This is a genomic window from Pseudomonas sp. BF-R-01, from assembly GCF_019946615.1.
GTDB classification, from domain to species: domain Bacteria; phylum Pseudomonadota; class Gammaproteobacteria; order Pseudomonadales; family Pseudomonadaceae; genus Aquipseudomonas; species Aquipseudomonas migulae.
Window position 1 is genome coordinate 150,364 of the sequence record NZ_JAGYFX010000001.1, and the last position, 19,767, is coordinate 170,130.

At 57.9% G+C, this 19,767-nt stretch carries 21 protein-coding genes; 15 read left to right on the top strand and 6 right to left on the bottom strand.

Translation table 11 applies throughout. The features are described from left to right. Positions 1-111: 111 nt before the first annotated feature. From KGB27_RS00765 to KGB27_RS00805, 9 genes are all read left to right on the top strand, one after another. Entirely contained in the window at positions 112-771 is a 660-nt protein-coding gene (locus KGB27_RS00765) for a fumarylacetoacetate hydrolase family protein (protein ID WP_223552498.1), read from the top strand. Between the two features lie 11 nt (positions 772-782). Next, positions 783-1,553, top strand: coding sequence for a fumarylacetoacetate hydrolase family protein (locus KGB27_RS00770; protein ID WP_223510864.1), 771 nt, complete (start codon positions 783-785; stop codon positions 1,551-1,553). Between the two features lie 5 nt (positions 1,554-1,558). Beyond that, the gene (gene hpaE, locus KGB27_RS00775; protein ID WP_223552499.1) at positions 1,559-3,019 is read left to right on the top strand and encodes a 5-carboxymethyl-2-hydroxymuconate semialdehyde dehydrogenase; all 1,461 of its coding nucleotides are present in this window, start codon (positions 1,559-1,561) and stop codon (positions 3,017-3,019) included. A gap of 104 nt (positions 3,020-3,123) precedes the next feature. Further along, on the top strand, positions 3,124-3,981 hold the full coding sequence (gene hpaD, locus KGB27_RS00780; protein ID WP_223552500.1) for a 3,4-dihydroxyphenylacetate 2,3-dioxygenase: 858 nt from the start codon (positions 3,124-3,126) through the stop codon (positions 3,979-3,981). A gap of 45 nt (positions 3,982-4,026) precedes the next feature. Then, positions 4,027-4,419, top strand: a complete 393-nt coding sequence (locus KGB27_RS00785) for a 5-carboxymethyl-2-hydroxymuconate Delta-isomerase (RefSeq protein WP_223510861.1) — start codon at positions 4,027-4,029, stop codon at positions 4,417-4,419. Positions 4,420-4,470: 51 nt separating this feature from the next. Beyond that, the gene (locus KGB27_RS00790) at positions 4,471-5,775 is read left to right on the top strand and encodes an MFS transporter (protein WP_223552501.1); all 1,305 of its coding nucleotides are present in this window, start codon (positions 4,471-4,473) and stop codon (positions 5,773-5,775) included. Positions 5,776-5,787: 12 nt separating this feature from the next. Then, positions 5,788-6,591, top strand: a complete 804-nt coding sequence (gene hpaH, locus KGB27_RS00795; protein ID WP_223552502.1) for a 2-oxo-hept-4-ene-1,7-dioate hydratase — start codon at positions 5,788-5,790, stop codon at positions 6,589-6,591. A 14-nt stretch (positions 6,592-6,605) separates the two neighbouring features. After that, positions 6,606-7,406 (top strand): 4-hydroxy-2-oxoheptanedioate aldolase, encoded by an 801-nt coding sequence (gene hpaI / locus KGB27_RS00800; protein WP_223552503.1) that lies wholly within the window; start codon positions 6,606-6,608, stop codon positions 7,404-7,406. 16 nt (positions 7,407-7,422) lie between these two features. Then, positions 7,423-8,883 (top strand): NAD-dependent succinate-semialdehyde dehydrogenase, encoded by a 1,461-nt coding sequence (locus tag KGB27_RS00805; protein ID WP_223510857.1) that lies wholly within the window; start codon positions 7,423-7,425, stop codon positions 8,881-8,883. A 78-nt stretch (positions 8,884-8,961) separates the two neighbouring features. On the opposite strand, the gene hpaR is transcribed toward KGB27_RS00805, so the two are convergent. After that, positions 8,962-9,384, bottom strand: coding sequence for a homoprotocatechuate degradation operon regulator HpaR (gene hpaR / locus KGB27_RS00810; protein WP_223552504.1), 423 nt, complete (start codon positions 9,382-9,384; stop codon positions 8,962-8,964). Positions 9,385-9,671: 287 nt separating this feature from the next. Here hpaR and KGB27_RS00815 point away from each other — a divergent pair, with 287 nt between their 5' ends. The 6 genes from KGB27_RS00815 (at position 9,672) to KGB27_RS00840 (ending at position 14,541) form a co-directional block, all read left to right on the top strand. Further along, positions 9,672-10,970 (top strand): NAD(P)/FAD-dependent oxidoreductase, encoded by a 1,299-nt coding sequence (locus KGB27_RS00815; protein ID WP_223552505.1) that lies wholly within the window; start codon positions 9,672-9,674, stop codon positions 10,968-10,970. 31 nt (positions 10,971-11,001) lie between these two features. Continuing rightward, the gene (locus KGB27_RS00820) at positions 11,002-11,367 is read left to right on the top strand and encodes a cupin domain-containing protein (RefSeq protein ID WP_223552506.1); all 366 of its coding nucleotides are present in this window, start codon (positions 11,002-11,004) and stop codon (positions 11,365-11,367) included. A gap of 54 nt (positions 11,368-11,421) precedes the next feature. Further along, positions 11,422-12,081: a helix-turn-helix transcriptional regulator gene (locus KGB27_RS00825; protein ID WP_223552507.1), complete on the top strand. Its 660-nt coding sequence runs from the start codon at positions 11,422-11,424 to the stop codon at positions 12,079-12,081. An 85-nt stretch (positions 12,082-12,166) separates the two neighbouring features. After that, complete coding sequence (locus tag KGB27_RS00830; protein WP_223552508.1) at positions 12,167-12,988, top strand: molybdenum cofactor biosynthesis F family protein; 822 nt, start codon at positions 12,167-12,169, stop codon at positions 12,986-12,988. Next, positions 12,981-13,781 (top strand): SDR family NAD(P)-dependent oxidoreductase, encoded by an 801-nt coding sequence (locus tag KGB27_RS00835; protein ID WP_223552509.1) that lies wholly within the window; start codon positions 12,981-12,983, stop codon positions 13,779-13,781. The genes KGB27_RS00830 and KGB27_RS00835 overlap by 8 nt, the downstream gene beginning before the upstream one ends. Further along, positions 13,774-14,541: an SDR family oxidoreductase gene (locus KGB27_RS00840; protein WP_223552510.1), complete on the top strand. Its 768-nt coding sequence runs from the start codon at positions 13,774-13,776 to the stop codon at positions 14,539-14,541. The genes KGB27_RS00835 and KGB27_RS00840 overlap by 8 nt, the downstream gene beginning before the upstream one ends. A gap of 41 nt (positions 14,542-14,582) precedes the next feature. On the opposite strand, the gene KGB27_RS00845 is transcribed toward KGB27_RS00840, so the two are convergent. From KGB27_RS00845 to KGB27_RS00865, 5 genes are all read right to left on the bottom strand, one after another. Then, positions 14,583-15,191 carry a TetR/AcrR family transcriptional regulator gene (locus tag KGB27_RS00845; RefSeq protein ID WP_223552511.1) on the bottom strand — a complete coding sequence of 203 codons (609 nt, stop codon included), beginning with the start codon at positions 15,189-15,191 and terminating at the stop codon, positions 14,583-14,585. 31 nt (positions 15,192-15,222) lie between these two features. After that, positions 15,223-16,446, bottom strand: a complete 1,224-nt coding sequence (locus KGB27_RS00850; RefSeq protein WP_223552512.1) for a multidrug effflux MFS transporter — start codon at positions 16,444-16,446, stop codon at positions 15,223-15,225. A gap of 102 nt (positions 16,447-16,548) precedes the next feature. Continuing rightward, entirely contained in the window at positions 16,549-17,511 is a 963-nt protein-coding gene (gene feaR, locus KGB27_RS00855; protein ID WP_223552513.1) for a transcriptional regulator FeaR, read from the bottom strand. 117 nt (positions 17,512-17,628) lie between these two features. Further along, positions 17,629-18,249, bottom strand: coding sequence for a DUF3156 family protein (locus KGB27_RS00860; protein ID WP_223552514.1), 621 nt, complete (start codon positions 18,247-18,249; stop codon positions 17,629-17,631). After that, positions 18,194-19,693 (bottom strand): APC family permease, encoded by a 1,500-nt coding sequence (locus KGB27_RS00865; RefSeq protein WP_223552515.1) that lies wholly within the window; start codon positions 19,691-19,693, stop codon positions 18,194-18,196. The genes KGB27_RS00860 and KGB27_RS00865 overlap by 56 nt, the downstream gene beginning before the upstream one ends. Positions 19,694-19,767: the final 74 nt, after the last annotated feature.

Here is a 19,767-nt window from a genome sequence, read left to right on the forward strand (position 1 = left end):
ACAACCACTGCCACGCCATTCTGCCACGCTTGACGATAGTTAACATATTAATTATAACTGTTAACACATTAACAAATCGCAGAGCCCTCATGGCTCTGCCAGGAGAAAAGCATGAGCCGTGCCTTGCATGACGTCGTGACCGGCACCCTTTTCGGTGTCGCGTTGAACTATCAGGGACTGCTGAAGCAGCGCCTCGCCGAATTCGAACAGCCGCCCTATCAGAAGCCGCCTATCAAACCTGTGCTTTTTATCAAGACGCCCAATACGCGCAATCAGCACGGCGCCGAAGTTGTGCATCCAGGCCACGGTGAACGTCTGCAACCTGGGCCGGCATTGGGGGTTGTGATTGGTAGAACAGCCAGCCGTGTCAGCCCGGTCGAGGCACTCAATTACGTGGCCGGTTACACCATCGTCAATGAATTCAGCCTGCCGGAAGACAGCTACTACCGCCCCGCCGTCAAAGCGAAGTGCCGTGATGGTTTCTGTGCCATCGGGCCAGAACTGGTGCCGACGTCACAACTCGCCGACCCGCACAGTCTGGCCGTCACGCTTTACGTCAATGGCGAAATTCGCCAGCAAAACAACACTGCCAATTTCGTTCGGGGTGTTCCCCAACTGATTGCAGAGATCAGCGAATTCATGACGTTGCACGAAGGCGATGTGCTGATAACCGGCACCCCGGAAGGACGTGTCGATGTTCAACCCGGTGACACCGTCGAAGTCGAAATCAGCGGCCTTGGCCGTCTGGTCAACCACATCGTGGCCGAGTAACAGGAGCTTCCATGAAACACGCCCGTATAAATTTTGAAGGCGAAGTCCACCTCGCCCATGTCGAAGACAACAACGCCGTACGCTTGGCCGACGGCCGTTTGCTGACCGAAGACCAGGTGCAATGGCTGCCACCGGCCACTGGCAGTATGTTCGCCCTCGGTTTGAACTACGCCGATCACGCCGCAGAACTGGCATTCAAGCCGCCCACCGAGCCATTGGCATTCATCAAATCGCCCGGCACCTACACCGGCCATAACCAGGTGACTTGGCGTCCGGATAACGTCGCCTATATGCACTACGAGTGCGAACTCGTTGCCGTCATCGGTAAGCCGGCACGCAACGTGAAACGTGAAAACGCCCTGGAATATCTGGCGGGTTACACGGTGTGCAACGACTACGCGATTCGCGACTACCTGGAAAATTACTACCGGCCCAATTTGCGGGTGAAGAATCGCGACGCCACGACCCCCGTCGGCCCGTGGATCGTCGACGTCGCCGATGTGCCGGACCCGAGCAATCTGAAATTGCGCACCTGGATCAACGGTGAGCTGCGTCAGGAAGGCAGCACAAAGGACATGATTTTCGACATCCCCTATCTGATCGAATACCTGTCCAGCTTCATGACCCTGCAGCCCGGCGACATGATCGCCACGGGCACGCCTGAAGGTCTGGCCGACGTGGTGCCCGGCGATGAAGTCATCGTGGAAGTTGAAGGCGTAGGTCGCCTGGTCAATCGGATTGTCAGCGAAGCGGAGTTCTTCTCCGCTCAGAAAGAGGCTTGAGCACCATGATCAAACATTGGATCAACGGCCGTGAGGTCGAAAGCAAAAACGTGTTCGTCAACTACAATCCGGCAACCGGTGAGGCTATCGGTGAAGTGGCGAGTGGCGGCGCCGAAGAAGTCGCTCAAGCGGTAGCGGCGGCCAAGGAAGCGTTTCCAAAATGGGCAAACACTCCTGCCAAGGAGCGTGCCCGGCTAATGCGCAAGCTTGGCGAACTGATCGAGCAGAATGTACCGCACCTCGCCGAACTGGAAACCCTCGATACCGGACTGCCGATTCACCAAACCAAAAATGTACTGATTCCCCGTGCTTCGCATAACTTCGATTTTTTTGCCGAAGTCTGCACTCGCATGGACGGGCACAGTTACCCGGTCGATGACCAGATGCTCAACTACACCCTTTATCAACCAGTGGGTGTGTGCGGCCTGGTATCGCCATGGAACGTGCCGTTCATGACGGCGACCTGGAAGACCGCACCGTGTCTGGCGCTGGGCAATACCGCCGTGCTGAAGATGTCTGAGCTGTCACCACTGACCGCAAACGAACTGGGTCGCCTGGCCGTCGAAGCAGGTATTCCCAAGGGCGTACTCAACGTCATTCAGGGCTACGGCGCCACGGCGGGGGATGCACTGGTTCGGCACCCGGATGTGCGCGCGATTTCCTTTACCGGCGGCACCGCCACCGGCAAGAAAATCATGCAGACCGCCGGCCTGAAAAAGTACTCCATGGAACTGGGCGGCAAGTCGCCAGTGCTGATATTCGAAGATGCGGATCTTGAACGAGCCCTGGACGCGGCGTTATTCACCATCTTCTCGCTCAACGGCGAGCGTTGCACCGCCGGCAGCCGGATATTTATCCAGGAAAGCGTTTACCCGCAGTTCGTGGCCGAGTTTGCCGCTCGCGCCAAACGCTTGATCGTCGGCGACCCGCAAGACCCGAAAACCCAGGTCGGCTCGATGATCACCCAGGCTCATTACGACAAGGTCACCGGCTACATCAAGATCGGTATCGAAGAAGGCGCCACCCTCCTCGCTGGCGGCCTTGAGCGTCCGGCCAACTTGCCTGCCCACTTGAGCAAAGGTCAGTTTATCCAGCCGACAGTGTTCGCCGATGTAAACAACAAGATGCGCATTGCCCAGGAAGAGATCTTCGGCCCGGTGGCGTGCCTGATCCCATTCAAGGATGAAGCCGAAGCCCTGCAACTGGCCAACGACACAGAGTACGGCCTGGCGTCCTACATCTGGACCCAGGACATTGGCAAGGCGCATCGTCTGGCCTATGGCATCGAAGCGGGCATGGTGTTCATCAACAGCCAGAACGTGCGCGATCTGCGCCAGCCGTTCGGTGGTGTGAAAGGCTCCGGCACGGGCCGTGAAGGCGGCCAGTACAGCTTTGAAGTGTTCGCAGAGATCAAGAACATCTGCATCTCGATGGGCAGCCATCACATTCCTCGGTGGGGACTGTAACCGGCCTAACGATTGCTAAAGTCCGCGAGGGTCGCGCATCGGCCTGTCGCGGCTTCACTTAATGTCGGATTGAAACGCATAACAACAATTTCAGGAGAATCATCATGGGCGAAGTCGTCCTGGCTGCGAAAATCTGCCACGTCCCCTCGATGTACTTGTCGGAGCTTCCCGGAAAACACCATGGCTGCCGTGAAGCGGCCATTGCCGGGCATAAGGAAATCGGTCGTCGCGCCCGTGAGCTGGGTGCCGATACTGCCGTGGTGTTCGATGTGCACTGGCTGGTCAACAGTGCTTACCACGTTAACTGTGGCGAGCAATTCAAAGGCATCTACACCAGCAACGAATTACCGCACTTCATTAAAAATATGGAGTACGACTACCCGGGCTGTCCTGAATTGGGCGAGTTGATCGCCGCCGAGGCCAACGCTGCCGACGTACGCACCCTGGCCCACAACATCCCGAGCCTTGAGCTGGAGTACGGAACCCTGGTGCCGATGCGTTACATGCACATGGGGGTACCGCAAGATCAGAAATTCAATGTCGTTTCGATTGCCGCCTGGTGTGCCTGGCATCGTCTGCAAGACAGCTTCACCTTCGGCGCCGCCGTACGCCGTGCCATCGAGAAGAGTGACCGCAAGGTCCTCGTGCTGGCCTCCGGTTCATTGTCGCACCGCTTTTCCGATGATCGCGATGCCGAGGCCAACATTCATAGCTGGACCCGTGAGTTCGACAAACAAGTCGACCTGCACGTCGTGAATCTCTGGCGCCAGGGCCGCTGGAAAGAGTTCTGCGCCATGCTCCCGGACTACGCCGAGCACTGCTTCGGTGAAGGCAAGATGCATGACACCGCCATGCTCCTCGGCTTGCTCGGCGGGCCGAATTACGACAAGCCCGCTGAGATCATTACCGAGCCCTTCGGTAGTTCAGGCACCGGTCAGATCAACGCCATTTTCCCTGTTTGACTGTACGGCCACGCGCCCCTCCCGCGCGGCCTGAAGGAGCCGTTCATGCCCCACTTCATTGCTGAGTACACCGATAACATTGAACAGCAAGCCGACTTGCCTGGCCTGTTCGAAAAAGTCCACGAAACACTGGGTGACAGTGGCGTGTTTCCCCTGGGCGGCATCCGCAGCCGAGGCGTGCGGCTGGACACCTGGCGCATGGCCGACGGCAAGCATGACTACGCGTTCGTCCATATGACATTGAAAGTCGGTCACGGCCGTGATCTGGCGACACGGCAGAAAGTCGCCGAAAAACTCTTCGAAGTCATTACCCAGCACTTTGCCGAGCTTCAGGCCCAACGCCCGCTGGCCTTGTCGTTCGAGATGATCGAACTGCACGAGCAACTCAACTTCAAGGAAAACAACGTCCACGCCTTTCTCAAGGCTCAGGCCCGTTAAGGCAGCCTGCCCGTTCGTTCCATCGGCCTCTCAGACAAAAAGTATAAAACCATGAGCACAGCCAATACTGCCGACACTATCGAGACGGTTGCACGCGACCGTACACACAGCATCATCACCTGGCGTCTGATGCCGTTGTTGTTGATCTGCTACCTCTTCGCCCATCTCGACCGCATCAACATCGGCTTCGCCAAGATGCAGATGAGCACTGACCTGAATTTCAGCGACACCGTCTACGGCTTTGGCGCCGGCCTGTTCTTCGTCGCCTACGCGCTGTTTGGCGTACCCAGCAACATGGCCCTGGACCGTGTTGGTCCGCGACGCTGGATTGCCACGCTGATGGTGGTGTGGGGGGCGTTGTCGACGTGCATGTTTTTGATCGGCGGCGCGACGGGTTTCTATGCCCTGCGCTTTTTGCTCGGTGTGGCCGAAGCCGGTTTCTTCCCAGGCATTCTGGTGCTTCTCAACCGCTGGTATCCGGCCGGTCGTCGAGCACAAATCACTGCGTTGTTTGCGATCGCGGTACCGATGGCCGGTGTCATCGGTGGTCCGCTCTCAGGCGGCATCCTCGAACATTTTCATGATTTTGGCGGCCTGCGCGGCTGGCAATGGATGTTCGTCATCGAGGGGTTACCCGTGATCCTGCTTGGGCTCGTTGTACTCAAGTGCTTGCCGGAAAGCTTCGAGACGGTCAAGTGGCTGGCGCCGGAGCAGAAGCAACAACTGCGTGAACAACTGAACAAGGAAGAACACCGCAAATCGATCACGTTGTTTTCCGCAATCCTCAGCAACCCGCAGGTATGGCTGTTGGTGGCGGTGTATTTCGCGGTGATGCTCGCGGTCAACACCCTGGCCTTCTGGATGCCGACGCTGATCCACGGCGCCGGCATCGGCAGCGATGGCAAGATCGGCCTGCTCAGTGCCGTGCCCTATCTGGCCGGCTGCTTCTTCATGATTGGCTGCGGGCGCTCATCCGATCGTAATCGTGAACGCCGCTGGCACCTCTGTGTGCCGCTACTGATGGCTGCTGCCGGCATCGCCATCGCCGGGCTCTCACCCACCAACCCGACCCTGGTTCTGGGTGGTTTGATCCTCGCCGGCATGGGGGCTAGCGCCGCGCTGCCAATGTTCTGGCAACTCCCCCCTGCGTTCTTGTCCAACCGTACCCAAGCTGCCGGTATTGCGCTGATCAGCTCCTTCGGCAGCATCGCGGCGTTCTTCGCGCCCTATCTGATCGGCTGGATGCGCGACACAACCCAGAGTGCAAGCCTGGCCCTTTACCTGCTCGCACTGTTCATCGCTCTCGGTGGTTTTTTGGTGCTGCGCACCCAAGCCTCCATCGTCAACCCTCAGTAAGAGATCATTGTCATGCTTGATCAACGCATTATTCAGCAAGCCGCTGCCCGCCTCGACCACGCCGAGCGCTCACGCGAGCAGGTACGTCAGTTTTCCCTGGACCATCCAGAGATCACCATTGAAGACGCCTATGCCATTCAACGCGCCTGGGTGGCCCAAAAAATAAAAGATGGCCGCAAGCTGGTCGGGCATAAAATCGGCCTGACCTCCCGGGCCATGCAGGTGTCTTCCAACATCACCGAGCCGGATTACGGCGCGCTCCTCGATGACATGTTCTTCGATGAAGGTACCGACATTCCGTTCGAGCGCTTTATCGTGCCGCGAGTCGAAGTCGAACTCGCATTCATTTTGGGCAAACCCTTGAAAGGTCCGAACGTGACGGTTTTTGACGTGCTGGACGCCACCGAATGGGTGATCCCGGCGCTGGAAATCATTGATGCACGCATCCAGCAGGTCGACCCGCACACCAACGCAACCCGCAAGGTGTTCGACACCATCTCCGACAATGCAGCCAATGCCGGTGTGGTCATGGGTGGTCGCGCCGTACGCCCCACGGAGATCGACTTGCGCAAGGTGCCAGCCGTGCTCTACCGCAACGGTGTGATCGAAGAGTCCGGGGTTTCAGCGGCGGTACTCAACCACCCGGCGAAGGGCGTGGCCTGGCTCGCAAACAAACTGGCGGCCTATGACGTCACCCTGCAGCCAGGGCAAATCATCTTGGGTGGCTCCTTCACCCGTCCTGTGGCGGCCAACCCTGGCGATACCTTCCATGTCGACTACGACATGCTGGGGTCCATTGCCTGCCGTTTCGTTTGACCGGAGGTCTTCTCATGGATATGCCTATAAACACCTTCAAGCTTCGCCTGCAAAGCGGTGAAGCACAGATCGGCCTTTGGCTTGGTCTGGCAGATGCCTACTGCGCCGAACTGGCCGCTAACGCCGGATTCGATTGGCTGTTGATCGACGGCGAACATGCACCCAATGATCTGCGCGGGATGCTCGGCCAGCTACAGGCTGTAGCGCCCTACCCTAGCCATCCGGTGATTCGCCCGGTCATCGGCGACACTGCACTGATCAAACAAGTGCTCGATATTGGCGTGCAGACGCTGTTGGTTCCGATGGTGGAAAGCGCGGACCAGGCGCGAGAACTGGTGAAAGCAATCCACTACCCACCCAACGGCGTTCGCGGTGTCGGCAGTGCGCTGGCACGTGCGTCGCGCTGGAACAGTATTCCCGGTTACCTCGACAAAGCCGATGAACAGATGTGCCTGCTCGTGCAAATCGAAAATTGCGAAGGCCTGGCCAATCTGGATGCCATCGCGGCGGTCGACGGCGTTGACGGGGTCTTTATCGGCCCGGCGGATTTGAGTGCCTCAATGGGTTACCGCGGCAACCCGGGGCACCCCGAAGTACAGGCTGCTATCGAGGACGCCATTGCCCGCATCCAGAAAGCCGGCAAAGCGGCCGGTATTCTCAGCGCCGATCAGAAACTGGCCAAGCGTTACATCGAACTGGGCGCGGCGTTCGTTGCCGTTGGCGTTGACACGACCGTCCTGATGCGCGGCCTGCAAACCCTCGCTGCCACCTTCAAAGATGCTCCGGCGCCTACCAGCTCCGGCGGCGTGTACTGATTTTTTGAGAAACCCCATGAAACTTAACGATCTGAAATTGCTGCGCGAACAGGCTTACATCAACGGCCAATGGATCGAAGCCGATGACGGCAATCGTTTCCCGGTGACCAACCCGGCGAATGGCGAAATCATCGCCGAAGTCAGTTCTCTCGGCCAGGCAGAAACCGCACGCGCCATCGCCGCAGCCCAGGCTGCCCTGCCCGTCTGGCGAAGCAAGACCGCCAAGGAGCGTAGCACTATCCTGCGCAAATGGTTTGACTTGATCATGCTCAACCAGGAGGACCTCGCCCGTTTGCTCAGCCTGGAGCAAGGCAAGCCATTGGCCGAGAGCCGCGGCGAAATTGCCTACGGTGCCAGTTTCATCGAGTGGTTCGCCGAAGAAGCCAAGCGCATCTACGGTGACGTGATCCCGCATGACAAGCCGGGCCGCCGCCTAGTGGTGATCAAACAAGCCATCGGCGTGGTGGCAGCCATTACGCCATGGAATTTTCCCAATGCGATGATTACTCGCAAAGTCGGTCCGGCATTGGCCGCAGGTTGCACGGTCGTGGTGAAACCCGCGTCGGAAACGCCGCTGTCCGCACTGGCCTTGGCTGAACTGGGCGAACGCGCGGGCATCCCCGCCGGTGTGCTGAACATCGTCACCGGCAACCGTGCCCGTATCATCGGCGCCGAGCTGACGGGTAATCCCGCTGTTCAGAAGGTCTCGTTCACCGGTTCTACCGGTATCGGCAAAACCCTGATGGCGCAATGCGCCGAGACCATCAAGAAAGTCAGCCTTGAGCTCGGTGGCAATGCACCTTTCATCGTATTTGAAGATGCCGACCTCGATGCCGCGGTCGAAGGCGCCATGGGTTCGAAGTTCCGCAACAGTGGGCAAACCTGCGTCTGCACCAATCGAATCCTGGTGCAGAACAGTGTCTACGATGAATTCACGCGTCGACTGGTGGCTGCGGTCAATCAACTGAAGGTCGGTGCAGCTGACGTAGATAACGCCCAGCAAGGACCGCTGATCAATGCCAAAGCGGTGGCCAAGATCGAGGAACATATCAGCGATGCACTGGGTAAAGGTGCCACCTTGCTAGCGGGCGGAAAAACCCACGCGCTGGGCGGTAACTTCTTCCAGCCGACAGTGCTCGGTGAAGTGACCCCGGCGATGCTGGTCGCACGGGACGAAACCTTCGGCCCATTGGCGCCGGTGTTCCGCTTCGAAACCGAGGCCGAAGCGATTGCAATGGCCAACGACACCGAATTCGGCCTGGCGTCTTACATCTACACCCGCGATCTGGGGCGTGCCTGGCGCGTCAGCGAGGCGCTGGAGTACGGAATGGTCGGTGTAAACGAAGGATTGATCTCGACCGAAGTGGCGCCGTTTGGCGGCATCAAACAGTCGGGGCTGGGACGAGAAGGTTCGAAGTACGGCATCGATGATTACATCGAACAAAAGTATATGTGCATGGGTATCGGTCAAGCCTGAAACGTCTGACTGACGATAACAAACCACCCCACCCCACCCCAGCGCAACGCTGGGGTTGGGTAATGTAACCACTTGTGACTAGCGCTTGAGCGTTTTCAGTTCGTTGAGCAACGTCAACAACGTCTGCAACTTCTCCTCGCCAAAAGCAGCCTGCAACCGCTGGTAATTCGCTTCCATGCTCTGACTCATTGAGTTGAAGCAGGCCTTCCCCTTCTCGGCCAGCCGCACCAGCACTCGCCGTTGATCCTGTTCCGCCTTACGACGTTCAACCATGCCGGCGGCCTCCATGCGCATCAGCACACCAGTCATGCTCGGTTTGAGGATGCAAGCCAGCTCAGCCAGGCGATTGATCTCAAGCTCATCATGCTGACTCAGGATCCGAATGACCCGCCATTGCTGCTCGGTCAACCCGTGCTGATTCAAAGAGGGACGGAAAAAACCCATTGCGGCTTCGCGAGCATGGAGCAATGTGAGGGTCAAAGATTGGCGCGGCCTGGACATCGGAATACGTTCGAACTCATAGTTAGTTAATAGATTAACTAAACTCTATCATTCTCCGCTCAGCATTGCGCGATCCTGATCATTACGAGGCGTCCCGGAATCAGTTGTGCTTGATCCGACACTCGCGCGGACAGCGAGCCTCTCCAGTTCTGGCAGCCACGGTCAAAAGCTGCGGCACACAGGATCAAGACACCTACCGGTCGGAAGGCACTTAATACCACCCAACAGAAACAGAGCTTATTGCAAGCCCTGCAGTTGAGTTTCCCTTCACTTTTCCAGGCTGCGCCATGATCAATATCGAAACGCCTACCTACTACTCAGCAACCAAAAAATACAACCTCAGCTTTCCGACCCTAGAGCAGGATGTGGAAGCGGATGTCGTCGTGATCGGTGGCGGTTTCTCCGGCATCAACACGGCGTTGGAACTCGCTGAAAAAGGCATCACCAATATCGTGGTACTGGAAGCGCGTTACCTGGGGTTTGGTGGTACTGGCCGCAACGGCGGACAAATCATGGCGGGCATCGGCCACGATCTCGAGAAGATCAAGAAGCACGTGGGCGAGCAAGGGCTGCGCGAGATCTTTGAAACCAGTGAACTGGGCGCCGGAATCATCAAGGATCGAATTGCCAAGTACTCGATCGATGCTGACTTCTGTAACGGCTACGGCTACATGGGCTTTAACGCCCGCCAGGAAAAAACTCTGCGCGCCTGGGAAAAGGACTTCAAGTCGATCAACACCAAGGACGAAATCCGTTTTATGGCCGGCTCCGAGGTCAAGCAGATCATTGGCTCCGACGCCTATACCAGTGCGTTGTTGCACATGGGCGGTGGGCATGTTCACTCCCTGAATCTGTTGCTGGGCGAAGCCAAGGCGCTGGTCGGGCATGGTGTGCGCATCTACGAACACAGCCCAGCTCTGGAAGTCAGTTATGGCGAACGCATCACGGTGCGCACAGGCAGGGGTTCAGTGAAAGCCTCCAAGTTGCTGTGGGCCTGCGACAGTTTCCTCAACAAGCTGGAACCAGAGCTCCATAAGACCACGTTGAACACTTATGCCTTCCAGTTGATGACCGAACCGCTATCGGACGAAATGATCAACCGCATCAGTCCGATACGCGGCGCTTACAGCGATATTCGACCGGTCATCGACTACTACCGTGTCACCAACGAAAACCGTCTGCTCTTCGGTGCCGCGACGCCTTTCGTCGAGCACATCCCCCTGGACCTGAAAGCCTGGAACCGCAACCTGATGCTGAAAATTTTCCCGTACCTGAAGGACGTGAAAATCGACTTGGCATGGGGTGGTCCGATGGCGACTGGCGCAAACCTGTTTCCTCAGATCGGCACGCTCAGCGGTCGTCCCAACGCCTTTTATGTACAGGGCTACGCCGGCTTTGGGGTAACGCCCAGCCACATCATCTGCAAGGTATTGGCCGAGGGAATGAGCGAGGGTTCCTCTCGTTATGACCTGATCAGCTCAGTCAAGCATGCGCAGATCATGGGCAAAGATCACCTCCGGCCGCTGCTGCTGACGGCAGGCAAAAGCCTTCATCAACTCTCGGGCTATTTCAACGGTCGCCGTTGATCCCCACTGAATCATTCATAGGAGAACTGCCATGCCCATTACCACTCTCAAGAAAGACATCCAACTGTCCGAGCTCGATGCATGGGGCACTGTTGCTGACCTTGGCTCGGAGATCCTCGAAGGTGAAGTCAAAGCCTTCGGCAAAATGACGTTCGGCGCCCCGACCGATCCAGTCAGCAGTGCTTATTTCGGCACGACCCAAGGCAAGTTCCGAATGGTATATCCGTTTGCCGAACAAGCCACCGTGGTCACCGGCGAAGTGGTGCTGACGGACGAATCCACCGGTCAGAGCACCCGTTACAAGGCAGGTGACAGCTGGTTCGTGACCAAGGGCACGCCTGTGCTCTGGGAAGTTGTCAGTGAAAGCTTTGTGAAGCATTATTTCGCTGTCGTCTGACAGATGCCCGCTGCCGGCTCGTGCCGGCAGCCTTTTTTGGCGAAGTTACTGACCATGAACGCCATCCCTGCTCAGGAAGTCGCTGGCCATTGCCTGCGGGCTTTCACTCAACTCGTTCCCGCCAGTCAGGCGGCGTTCTATTGTGTCGACCGACAACTGCAAGCCCGTGATTTCCGGCTGCACTGCATGAGCGGTGAGATGCATCGCGATTATCTGGACAACTACCGTCATTTCGACCCGCTGCAACCGCGCAATTGCCTGTCGAGCGGACTGGCGGTAGTACCACTGAGCCTCGCCATGGCCCGACAGCCTGCGCGTGACAGTCTTCGCTATCGTGACTTTCTGCAACGCTACGGTGTTGTTGATGTCGTGGAGGTACTCGCTCATCGCGCGGGCCAACCTCAGGCTGCAATCTCATTGCTACGCACCGCCGAACAAGGCGCTTTCACCACCGATCAATTGGCCCAGCTCAATGCCTTGCAGTCGTTGCTGCAAATGGCCGTTGCCAACATGCAGCCTTGTGAGGATTCGCTGATCGGGCTGACACCCAAAGAGCGTCAGATCGCGTTGTTGTTACGTCAAGGAGCCAGCAACAAGCAACTGGCCCTGGAGCTGGAAGTGGGTCTGCCGACCATCAAGACGCATCTGATCAATCTGTTCCGCAAGACGGGCGTGACCAGCCGTACCGAGTTGGTTGGCACGCTGTTTCTCTAGACCGGCTCAACCATCCGGTTGATAGGCGATTCACTCTCCGAGGGGCATGATCCAGGTCGTCAATTCATTCAATCGGAGCCACACAATGACAACACAATCTGACTGGATCACCGTAGGTGCCCTCGCCGATGGTTTCGCCCCAGACGCCTTTATCCTGCCCAACCTGGCCGACCTCAACGGCAAGACCTTCACGCTGAACTTCGCCAACGGCTGGCAGATCGAACATCGATTTGAAACGGAGGTGCTGACCTGGAACGCCGCCGACGGTCACTCCAGCGGGTCTGCCTCGTACCGGGCCACGTCTGTGCGCCCTGGTCTGTATCTGGTCGATTTCATTAAACGCGAAGCCGGTCAGGCCTGGTCGGTTAGCCTGGTGCTGGACACCACCACGTCGTCGTTCACCGCCGTGATCGCAAGCATGCCGCCTCAAGAGCAAACCCAGGAAGGGCTTTACAGCCGTGCTCTGGCCGGCAAAGCTCTGACATCGGTTGAAGTGGACTTCCTGCATGGCAGCCTTGATCGACCATGGCAGGAAGGCCAATGCCCGCACGCGCCGACCCAAGAATTGGTCGGGTTGCGCAACATGTATCGCTATAGCCCGAGCGAAGTTTACGAGCACATCTATCTCAACGATCAGTTCTATGCCTGGCAGTGCCTCAAGGGTGTCGAGCAAGGCCTGTGCGATACCGACCGTTGCCACTACTACAAGATTGCCGACCAACTGTATTTGTTCGTCTGGCGCGAAAAGATCATTCCGACCCTCGGCCTGGTCTTGATCGACCTGCAACAACACCGCAGCGACGGCAAGATCTTCGGGTATGCCGGTTCGTCCTTCGATGAGCTGTCGAACTTCCCGGTCAGCTCCTACTGCCAAGTCCTCAACCGGACGGAGTATCCCGATGCCTGACTCACGTACCATCGTAATCACCGGTGCCGGAACGGGCATCGGTGCTGCCTGCGCCCGGTTGTACGCAGCCAAGGGTGCCAACCTGGTGTTGATCGGTCGCCGCCGCGAACCTCTGGAACAGGTCGCCCGGGAAACCGGCGGCCTGATCCTGGTCGGCGATGCAGCCTGCCCAGACACCTGGGATGGTTTCGTTGCACAAATTCGTGAGCGCTACGGTCGGCTCGATGTGCTGCTGGCCTGTGCCGGCGGTCATGGCATGGGCAGCGCCACCCAGACCAGCCCGCAAACCTGGGAAGCTGCGTTGCGAAGCAATCTGGACAGCGCGTTCTACAGTGCCCGGGCCTGCCTGCCGTTACTGATCGAAAGCGCCGGCAACATCGTGCTGATCGGCTCCATAGCGTCTCTGGCCGCCGGCCCCGAAGTGTGCGGATACACCACCGCCAAGCACGCATTGCTTGGGCTCAATCGCTCACTGGCCAGGGACTATGGGCCACGCGGCGTTCGGGTGAACGCTGTGTGTCCGGGATGGGTCACGACCCCGATGGCCGATGAGGAAATGCAGCCATTGATGAGTTTCTATGGCGACACGCTGCAGCAAGCTTACGACCGGGTTTGTGCCGATGTGCCACTAAGGCGTCCTGCCAGCGCCGAAGAAATCGCCAAGGTCTGTCGCTTCCTCGCCAGCGCTGATGCCTCGATCATCACAGGGGCGACGGTGGTCGCCGACGGGGGCTCAAGCATCGTCGATGTGCCAACGCTGGCTTATGCTCATATGGAGGCTGCCCATGCGTGAAGACTTGAATTTCAGCGGGAAAACGGTGCTGGTGACCGGAGGCGCGCAAGGCATCGGCCGAGCAATCGTCGAAGCCTTCGCATTGCGCGGAGCACGGGTGATGATCGCCGATCTTCGTCTGGCTCAAGCTCAGGCGCTCGCTGCAGACTTGAAGGAGAGAGCGTGTCAGGTTGAGGCTGTGGACGTTGATCTGGCCGACGCGACAGCAGTATCCAAACTGGTTCAGGGGTTGGAACAAGACTGGGGACGGCTAGATATTCTGATCCATAACGCCGGCTACTTTCCGCTGACGTCGTTCGCCGACATCACCCCGCCGATTCTCGAGCGCACGCTGGCAGTCAATCTCTCGGCACTGTTTTGGCTGACCCAGGCAGCCTTGCCGATGTTCCAGCGTCAGGGTGCTGGCTGCGTGCTGGTCACCTCGTCAGTCACCGGTCCACGGGTAGCCTATCCGGGGCTCAGCCATTACGCCGCGTCGAAGGCCGGGGTCAACGGTTTCATTCGCAATGCCGCTCTGGAGCTGGCGTGCCATGGCGTGCGCGTCAATGGTGTCGAGCCCGGCATGATTGCCACGCCAGCCATGAACAATCTGGGCGACGATCAAGTCAATGGCGACATTGCCAAACGGGTACCGTTGGGACGACTCGGCTCTGCCGAGGACATTGCCGGGGCGATGCTCTTTCTTGCGTCTGATCTGGCGACTTACATCACCGGACAGACCATCGTCGTTGACGGTGGATCAACCTTGCCAGAGGTGTGATTTCGCACCTCTGGCAAACGACCTGAACCGCCTGGACGCCTTCAGACACGGCTTGCACCTTCGAGCATTGACAGGGAATCCCTGAAGACGCGCGACAAGGCTGCAAGCCGTTTGCCGTAACCCTGCGGCGTCGAATAAATCAGCTCCACATGCAGGCTGTCGACAATGCCAAGATAGGCGTCGCAGAACACTTCAAGCTGCTCAGGCTGGACCCCCGCCGACTGGTATTTGTCATGCGCGGCGCTCTGAAAGCACCGGCGAATCCGTGCCAGATAACCCTCGAACCCCGTGGTAATGACTGTGCGGATATCCACCGGCGGGAAGTAGGCCGTGCGCAATAGAAAGCGCAGATGCGCCGACACGTCATAGCGTCCGATCAAACGTTCAAGGTGCAATTGTCCAGGTATATCCATGTGCTCGGTCTCTTCCTTAAAACAGGTGGCGATGTACTGATGCTCATGTTTCAGGGCGATCGCGAAGACCGTCTGAAACAGTTCATCCTTGCTGACAAAATGCGCGTAAAGCGACGCCTTGCGCATGCCTGCCCTGCCAGCGATCTCGTTCAGGGACGAGGCGTCGTAACCGTGATCGGCAAAGTGTTCGACCGCTACCACGCAAATATTACTGGCCGAAGGGGTGAGCGGTTTCATGACATCGTTTTCCCTGGCTCATAAAAAGGACTCAGTGCTCAATCACACTGTTTGAGACAGCATCGGTGCAACGCGTGGTGAGCCACGTCAGACCCCAGACCAATAAAGCCGACAGCATCAGCAATAGCGCCCACTCAACAACACCCCGCTCCACCACGGCCCCTGCCAATGGTGTGGAGGAAGAGGAAATAACCAACTGAAAAGCACCGAGCAACGCAGCGGTCGAACCCAGCGCACGCACCTGAGAAGCCATGGCCAGTGACATCAATGTCGTTTCGCAGACGCCTAGTCCGAAGAGGCTGAGGGCCACGCCGGCAACCACGCCGATCAAGTGCGGCTCGCCCAATGCAAAGACCAGCGTCAGCAATGTTCCCATGAGCATGCATCCGGCCCCGAACAATGCGAGTGTGCTCAGGCCAAATCGGCTGACCAGGCGACCTGCGGTGATCGCGCCCAGCAGGATCGCAACCCCCGTGGCGCCGAACACCAAACCAAAGCTCGTTGCCGATAAGCCGAAATGGGTCTGATAAACGAATGCCGCGCCGGCAATGTAGGCGAAGAGGAAAAAGAACACTGCGGCCAAAGCGAGGGCCGGAAGCAAGAAGTTCGGATCTCGCCAGATGTTCGCATAGGTACACATGATGGCGTACGGTTGCCAGGCAAGGCGCTTTTCTGCGGGCAGGGTTTCTTTGAGCGCCAGAACCGAGTTGAGCAATACCCCTGCGCCCAGCACCGCTAGCACCACCATGATTGCCCGCCAACCGAAATGCCCACTCAGAAAGCCCCCCAGGGCGGGGGCTATCACTGGAGCCAAACCTTCGATCGTCATCAGCAAAGCGAAAATCTGCGCGGCTCGCGCGCCTTCAGCGACATCGCGAACCATGCTCATGATGACCACCAGTGTCAGCGCGCTGCCCAGCCCCTGAACGAAGCGTGCAACCAACAGCCACTCCAGGCTCGGCGCCAGCGCAGCGGTCAGCGAACTGAGGCTGAACACCAGCAACCCCGCCAGTAATGGTCGCCGTCTGCCAAGCGTATCGACCATCGGCCCAAATACCAGTTGCCCTGCCCCCATCGCCAGCAGAAACACTGTGAGTGTCAGTTGAACGCTCGCATAGGAACTGGCGTACTCATGGGCAATATCCGGGAGGCTAGCCAGATACATGTCGACGGCTGAAGGGCCAAGGGCACCGATCACTGCGAGTGAAACCGCAAACCGCCAGTTGGATCGAGTACCGTTTTCTGAAAAAGTCATCGTAAGTCCTGGCGTTGAAGAGGGGTTCCTACCAATAGGTAGGAACCCCCGCAAGCTTATCCAGCACCCTGACCAACGTCAATTAGTTAATAGATTAACGACCTACGCAGCTCCGACCGCTTGCTGCAAATGGGTTGAGCGGAAGTCCTTGGGCGAGAGGTCGAACTGTTTTTTGAACGATCGGCTGAAGTGAGCGGAATCGGTAAACCCCCACTTGTAAGCGATCGATGTGATCGACTCACTCTTCAGGAACGGATTCGTCAGGTCATCCGCGCTTCGTTTGAGTCTCGCACGCTGAATGTAGCGGCAGACACTGTCGTCCTGCTCTTCGAACAACCGGTACAAATGGCGAACCGAGATATTCAAGCGGCTGGCAAGACCCACCGGGCTTAGACCCGGCTGGGTCAAGGAGTCCTCAATGACTTTCTGGACATAGCTACGCAGATTGTTGCCCTGCAGGGATGCAGCGCTGTCACCCGCCGTGTCATTCATTTCGAAGGCGGAACCGAGCAGCGAGACAAAAGCTGATTGCAGGGCCTCACCCTCTGCACTCGAATCCTGGCCGTTCTGCCCTTCCCTGCACAGTTGATCCATCAATACATGGAGCATCCGGCCACAGGCCTTGCTGGAAGAAATCTTGCCGAAGGTTCTCGAACCGCTTCCCAGGTGTTTGCACACCTCGTTGCGCGAGAGCGACAGCGAGGCATGTTCGATAAGTCCGAAAGGACTGATCTCGATCGACCCTGTGGAGTCCATCAACAACATATCGCCTGGGGCCAACTGAATGACCTGGCCATTTTGGGTGATCTGACAATAGCCACTGCGCTGGCTGACCAGGAAGCAATGTTGATCGTTATCGTGATCGGCGTTGGGCCGGTCGCGCGAAATCAAACCGGCGTTGGTACGCAGATTGGCCAGGGACAGACCGCCCCTGGACTGTTTGGAAACCTCGCCGATGAACAGCGAACGGTTGTAGGCCAGTTCAGTGTTGAAATGGCCACAGGCCGCTCGCAAGTCCCGAGTCCAGTTTTCTAATCCATGTTGCGCAGACTGATAGGTGCTCATGGGCATCTCCGCAGTGGCATCTTGTTTTTGTTGGCTAATAGTTAACATGTTATCTAAATAGACGCAACAAATCCGTGGTACCGACTACAGAAGCACTTATGGTGCCAACACCTAAATTCAGAGTCCGTTCAGTACCCGCTGAAAACCCACCAGCACATTGAGCAGCTCCTGACGCTGCTCGCCGCTCAGGGCGATGTAACGACGAAAGGCCGGCATCCGGTTGACCACCTCGCTACCGCCCATATGTTCCAGCCGAACCTGCCATTGAGTTCCGTCCAAATCGATTTGCAGGGTTTTGAAATCAAGCAGCATCAACGATTGATGCAACGCTTTGTCTTCTTCCAGGCGGGCCTGGAGTCTGGTTGCCAAAGCGGGGTCTCCTGCCCGTTGTCGATACCTCAATCCCGTGCGTCGAATCGACCCGCTATGGTGCAACTCGAAGCGAGCATTGCCCTCCTCTGAGGCGGGCACCCTGGTCATGAATTGCGTCATCACCAGGTGCATCAGCAATTGCGATTCGGTGCGCTCGACGATGTCGACCTGAAGGTCGGCCTCCTCCAGAATCAGCACGGCCTCGGCCGGGCCTGTCGAGGTAAAACCCTCCCTTGCGAGATTACGCCGCAGGTACTCGAGCGTGACCCCGGGCCGGTAACCTGCCGGGGCCCGCTGGGCACTGAACATCTCAGACAGTTTTTGCAGCAGGGTCGAGATAGCCGTTGTGAGGGTTGCCAGGCTCATTGGAAAACTCCTTGGCCAGGACTTCTTCTACCGAAGCCGGCTTGAATGGATTGACTTTCTGCACCACCAGCGTCCAGAACAGGGCGTATGACGCCGTTATCCCGAGCATCACCCCGAAAGGTACATAAATATCAGCAGGGTTCATTCCCGGCGGGGTAATGAACCACATGCCCAGCAAGATGCCGACACTGGAGAGAATCTGGGGCAACGGGAAGAATGGCGAGCGGTAAGCGCGTGGTAAATCGGGACGTCGAATCCGCAAGATCACCACCGACAGCGTCACCAACAGATAGGCAAAACTCCACGCACAGACGGCGGCCAGCACCAAGTGCATGATGTTATCGGTGTTGCCACCCAACCACAGGGCGTACAGACACGGAATCAGCATCGCCACCAGGATGCACAGCAGCGGTGTTTTGAAACGCGGGTGCAAGTAGGTGAACACCTTAGGCAGCGCCCCGTCCACCGCCATGCCGTAAAGGATACGCGGCACCCCCGCCATCAGCGTGTTGATGGTCGCCGCGCCTGCAAACAGGAAGCCGATCCCCAGCCACATCGGGCCGACATGCCCCATGACCTGCTCGGCGAACTTTGGAATAGCCATCGGGGTGTCGAGCAGGTGCACGCCAGTGGCGGCATCCAGCAACACGTTTTCAACCTGACGCTTCATCGCTGCACCATAGATAAACATGCAGGTGGCGACACTCAATAAACCTAAAATCATTGCCTTGGGCATGACCTTGGCCGAGTTGCGCAGGTCCGGCGCCAACGGCGTGACGAACTCGCAACCGACGAACATGAACATGGCCATGCCTACCAGCGAAAGAATCGTGATCAGGTCAGTGCCTACCAGCGACACGCCGAACCAGCCATCCAGTTGCACCGCCGGTGCCGCGATCAAACCCAGCACGCCAAACACCATCAACGTGGTCCACATGCCGAAGGTCAGAATGATCTCAGCCCTGCCGAAGGCGCTGACGCCGAAGGCATTGAGAATCCCGAACACAACGACGAACCCTACACCAAGCAACCAGGAACCACCGGCAGACTCCGCCAAGGTGTTGAGGTGCTCGAAGTTCACCAGCGCCATGACCCCGGAAAGAATGGTCTCAGCGGTGCCGGCAAACACATGCACGATCAGGTACGCCGACAACGTGCCAGTGATCGCGAAGAAACGGCCCATACCGCAGTTGATGTAATCGTAGACCGAGCCGGTGGTCGGCAGGATCGACGCGGCTTCAGCGAAGGTGGTCGCCTGGGCCAACATCATGACCACCGCGATCAGCATGGCCACCGCGAAGGCGCTGCCGCCGATGCCGAAACCCATGGTTGCGGTGAGAATCACCGGGCTGGCCATGATCAGGCCAATGGTGCTGGCTAACGCGGTCGGAAAACCAACGCTACCTCGTTTCAGATGCTGTGTGAGCCTGTCATTGATCGACATGGTGCGGATCCTCAAAAGCGGATTTCTTAGTGGATGTATCGAGCCGTTCAAGGAGCCGGCGATAAAGCCCTCCC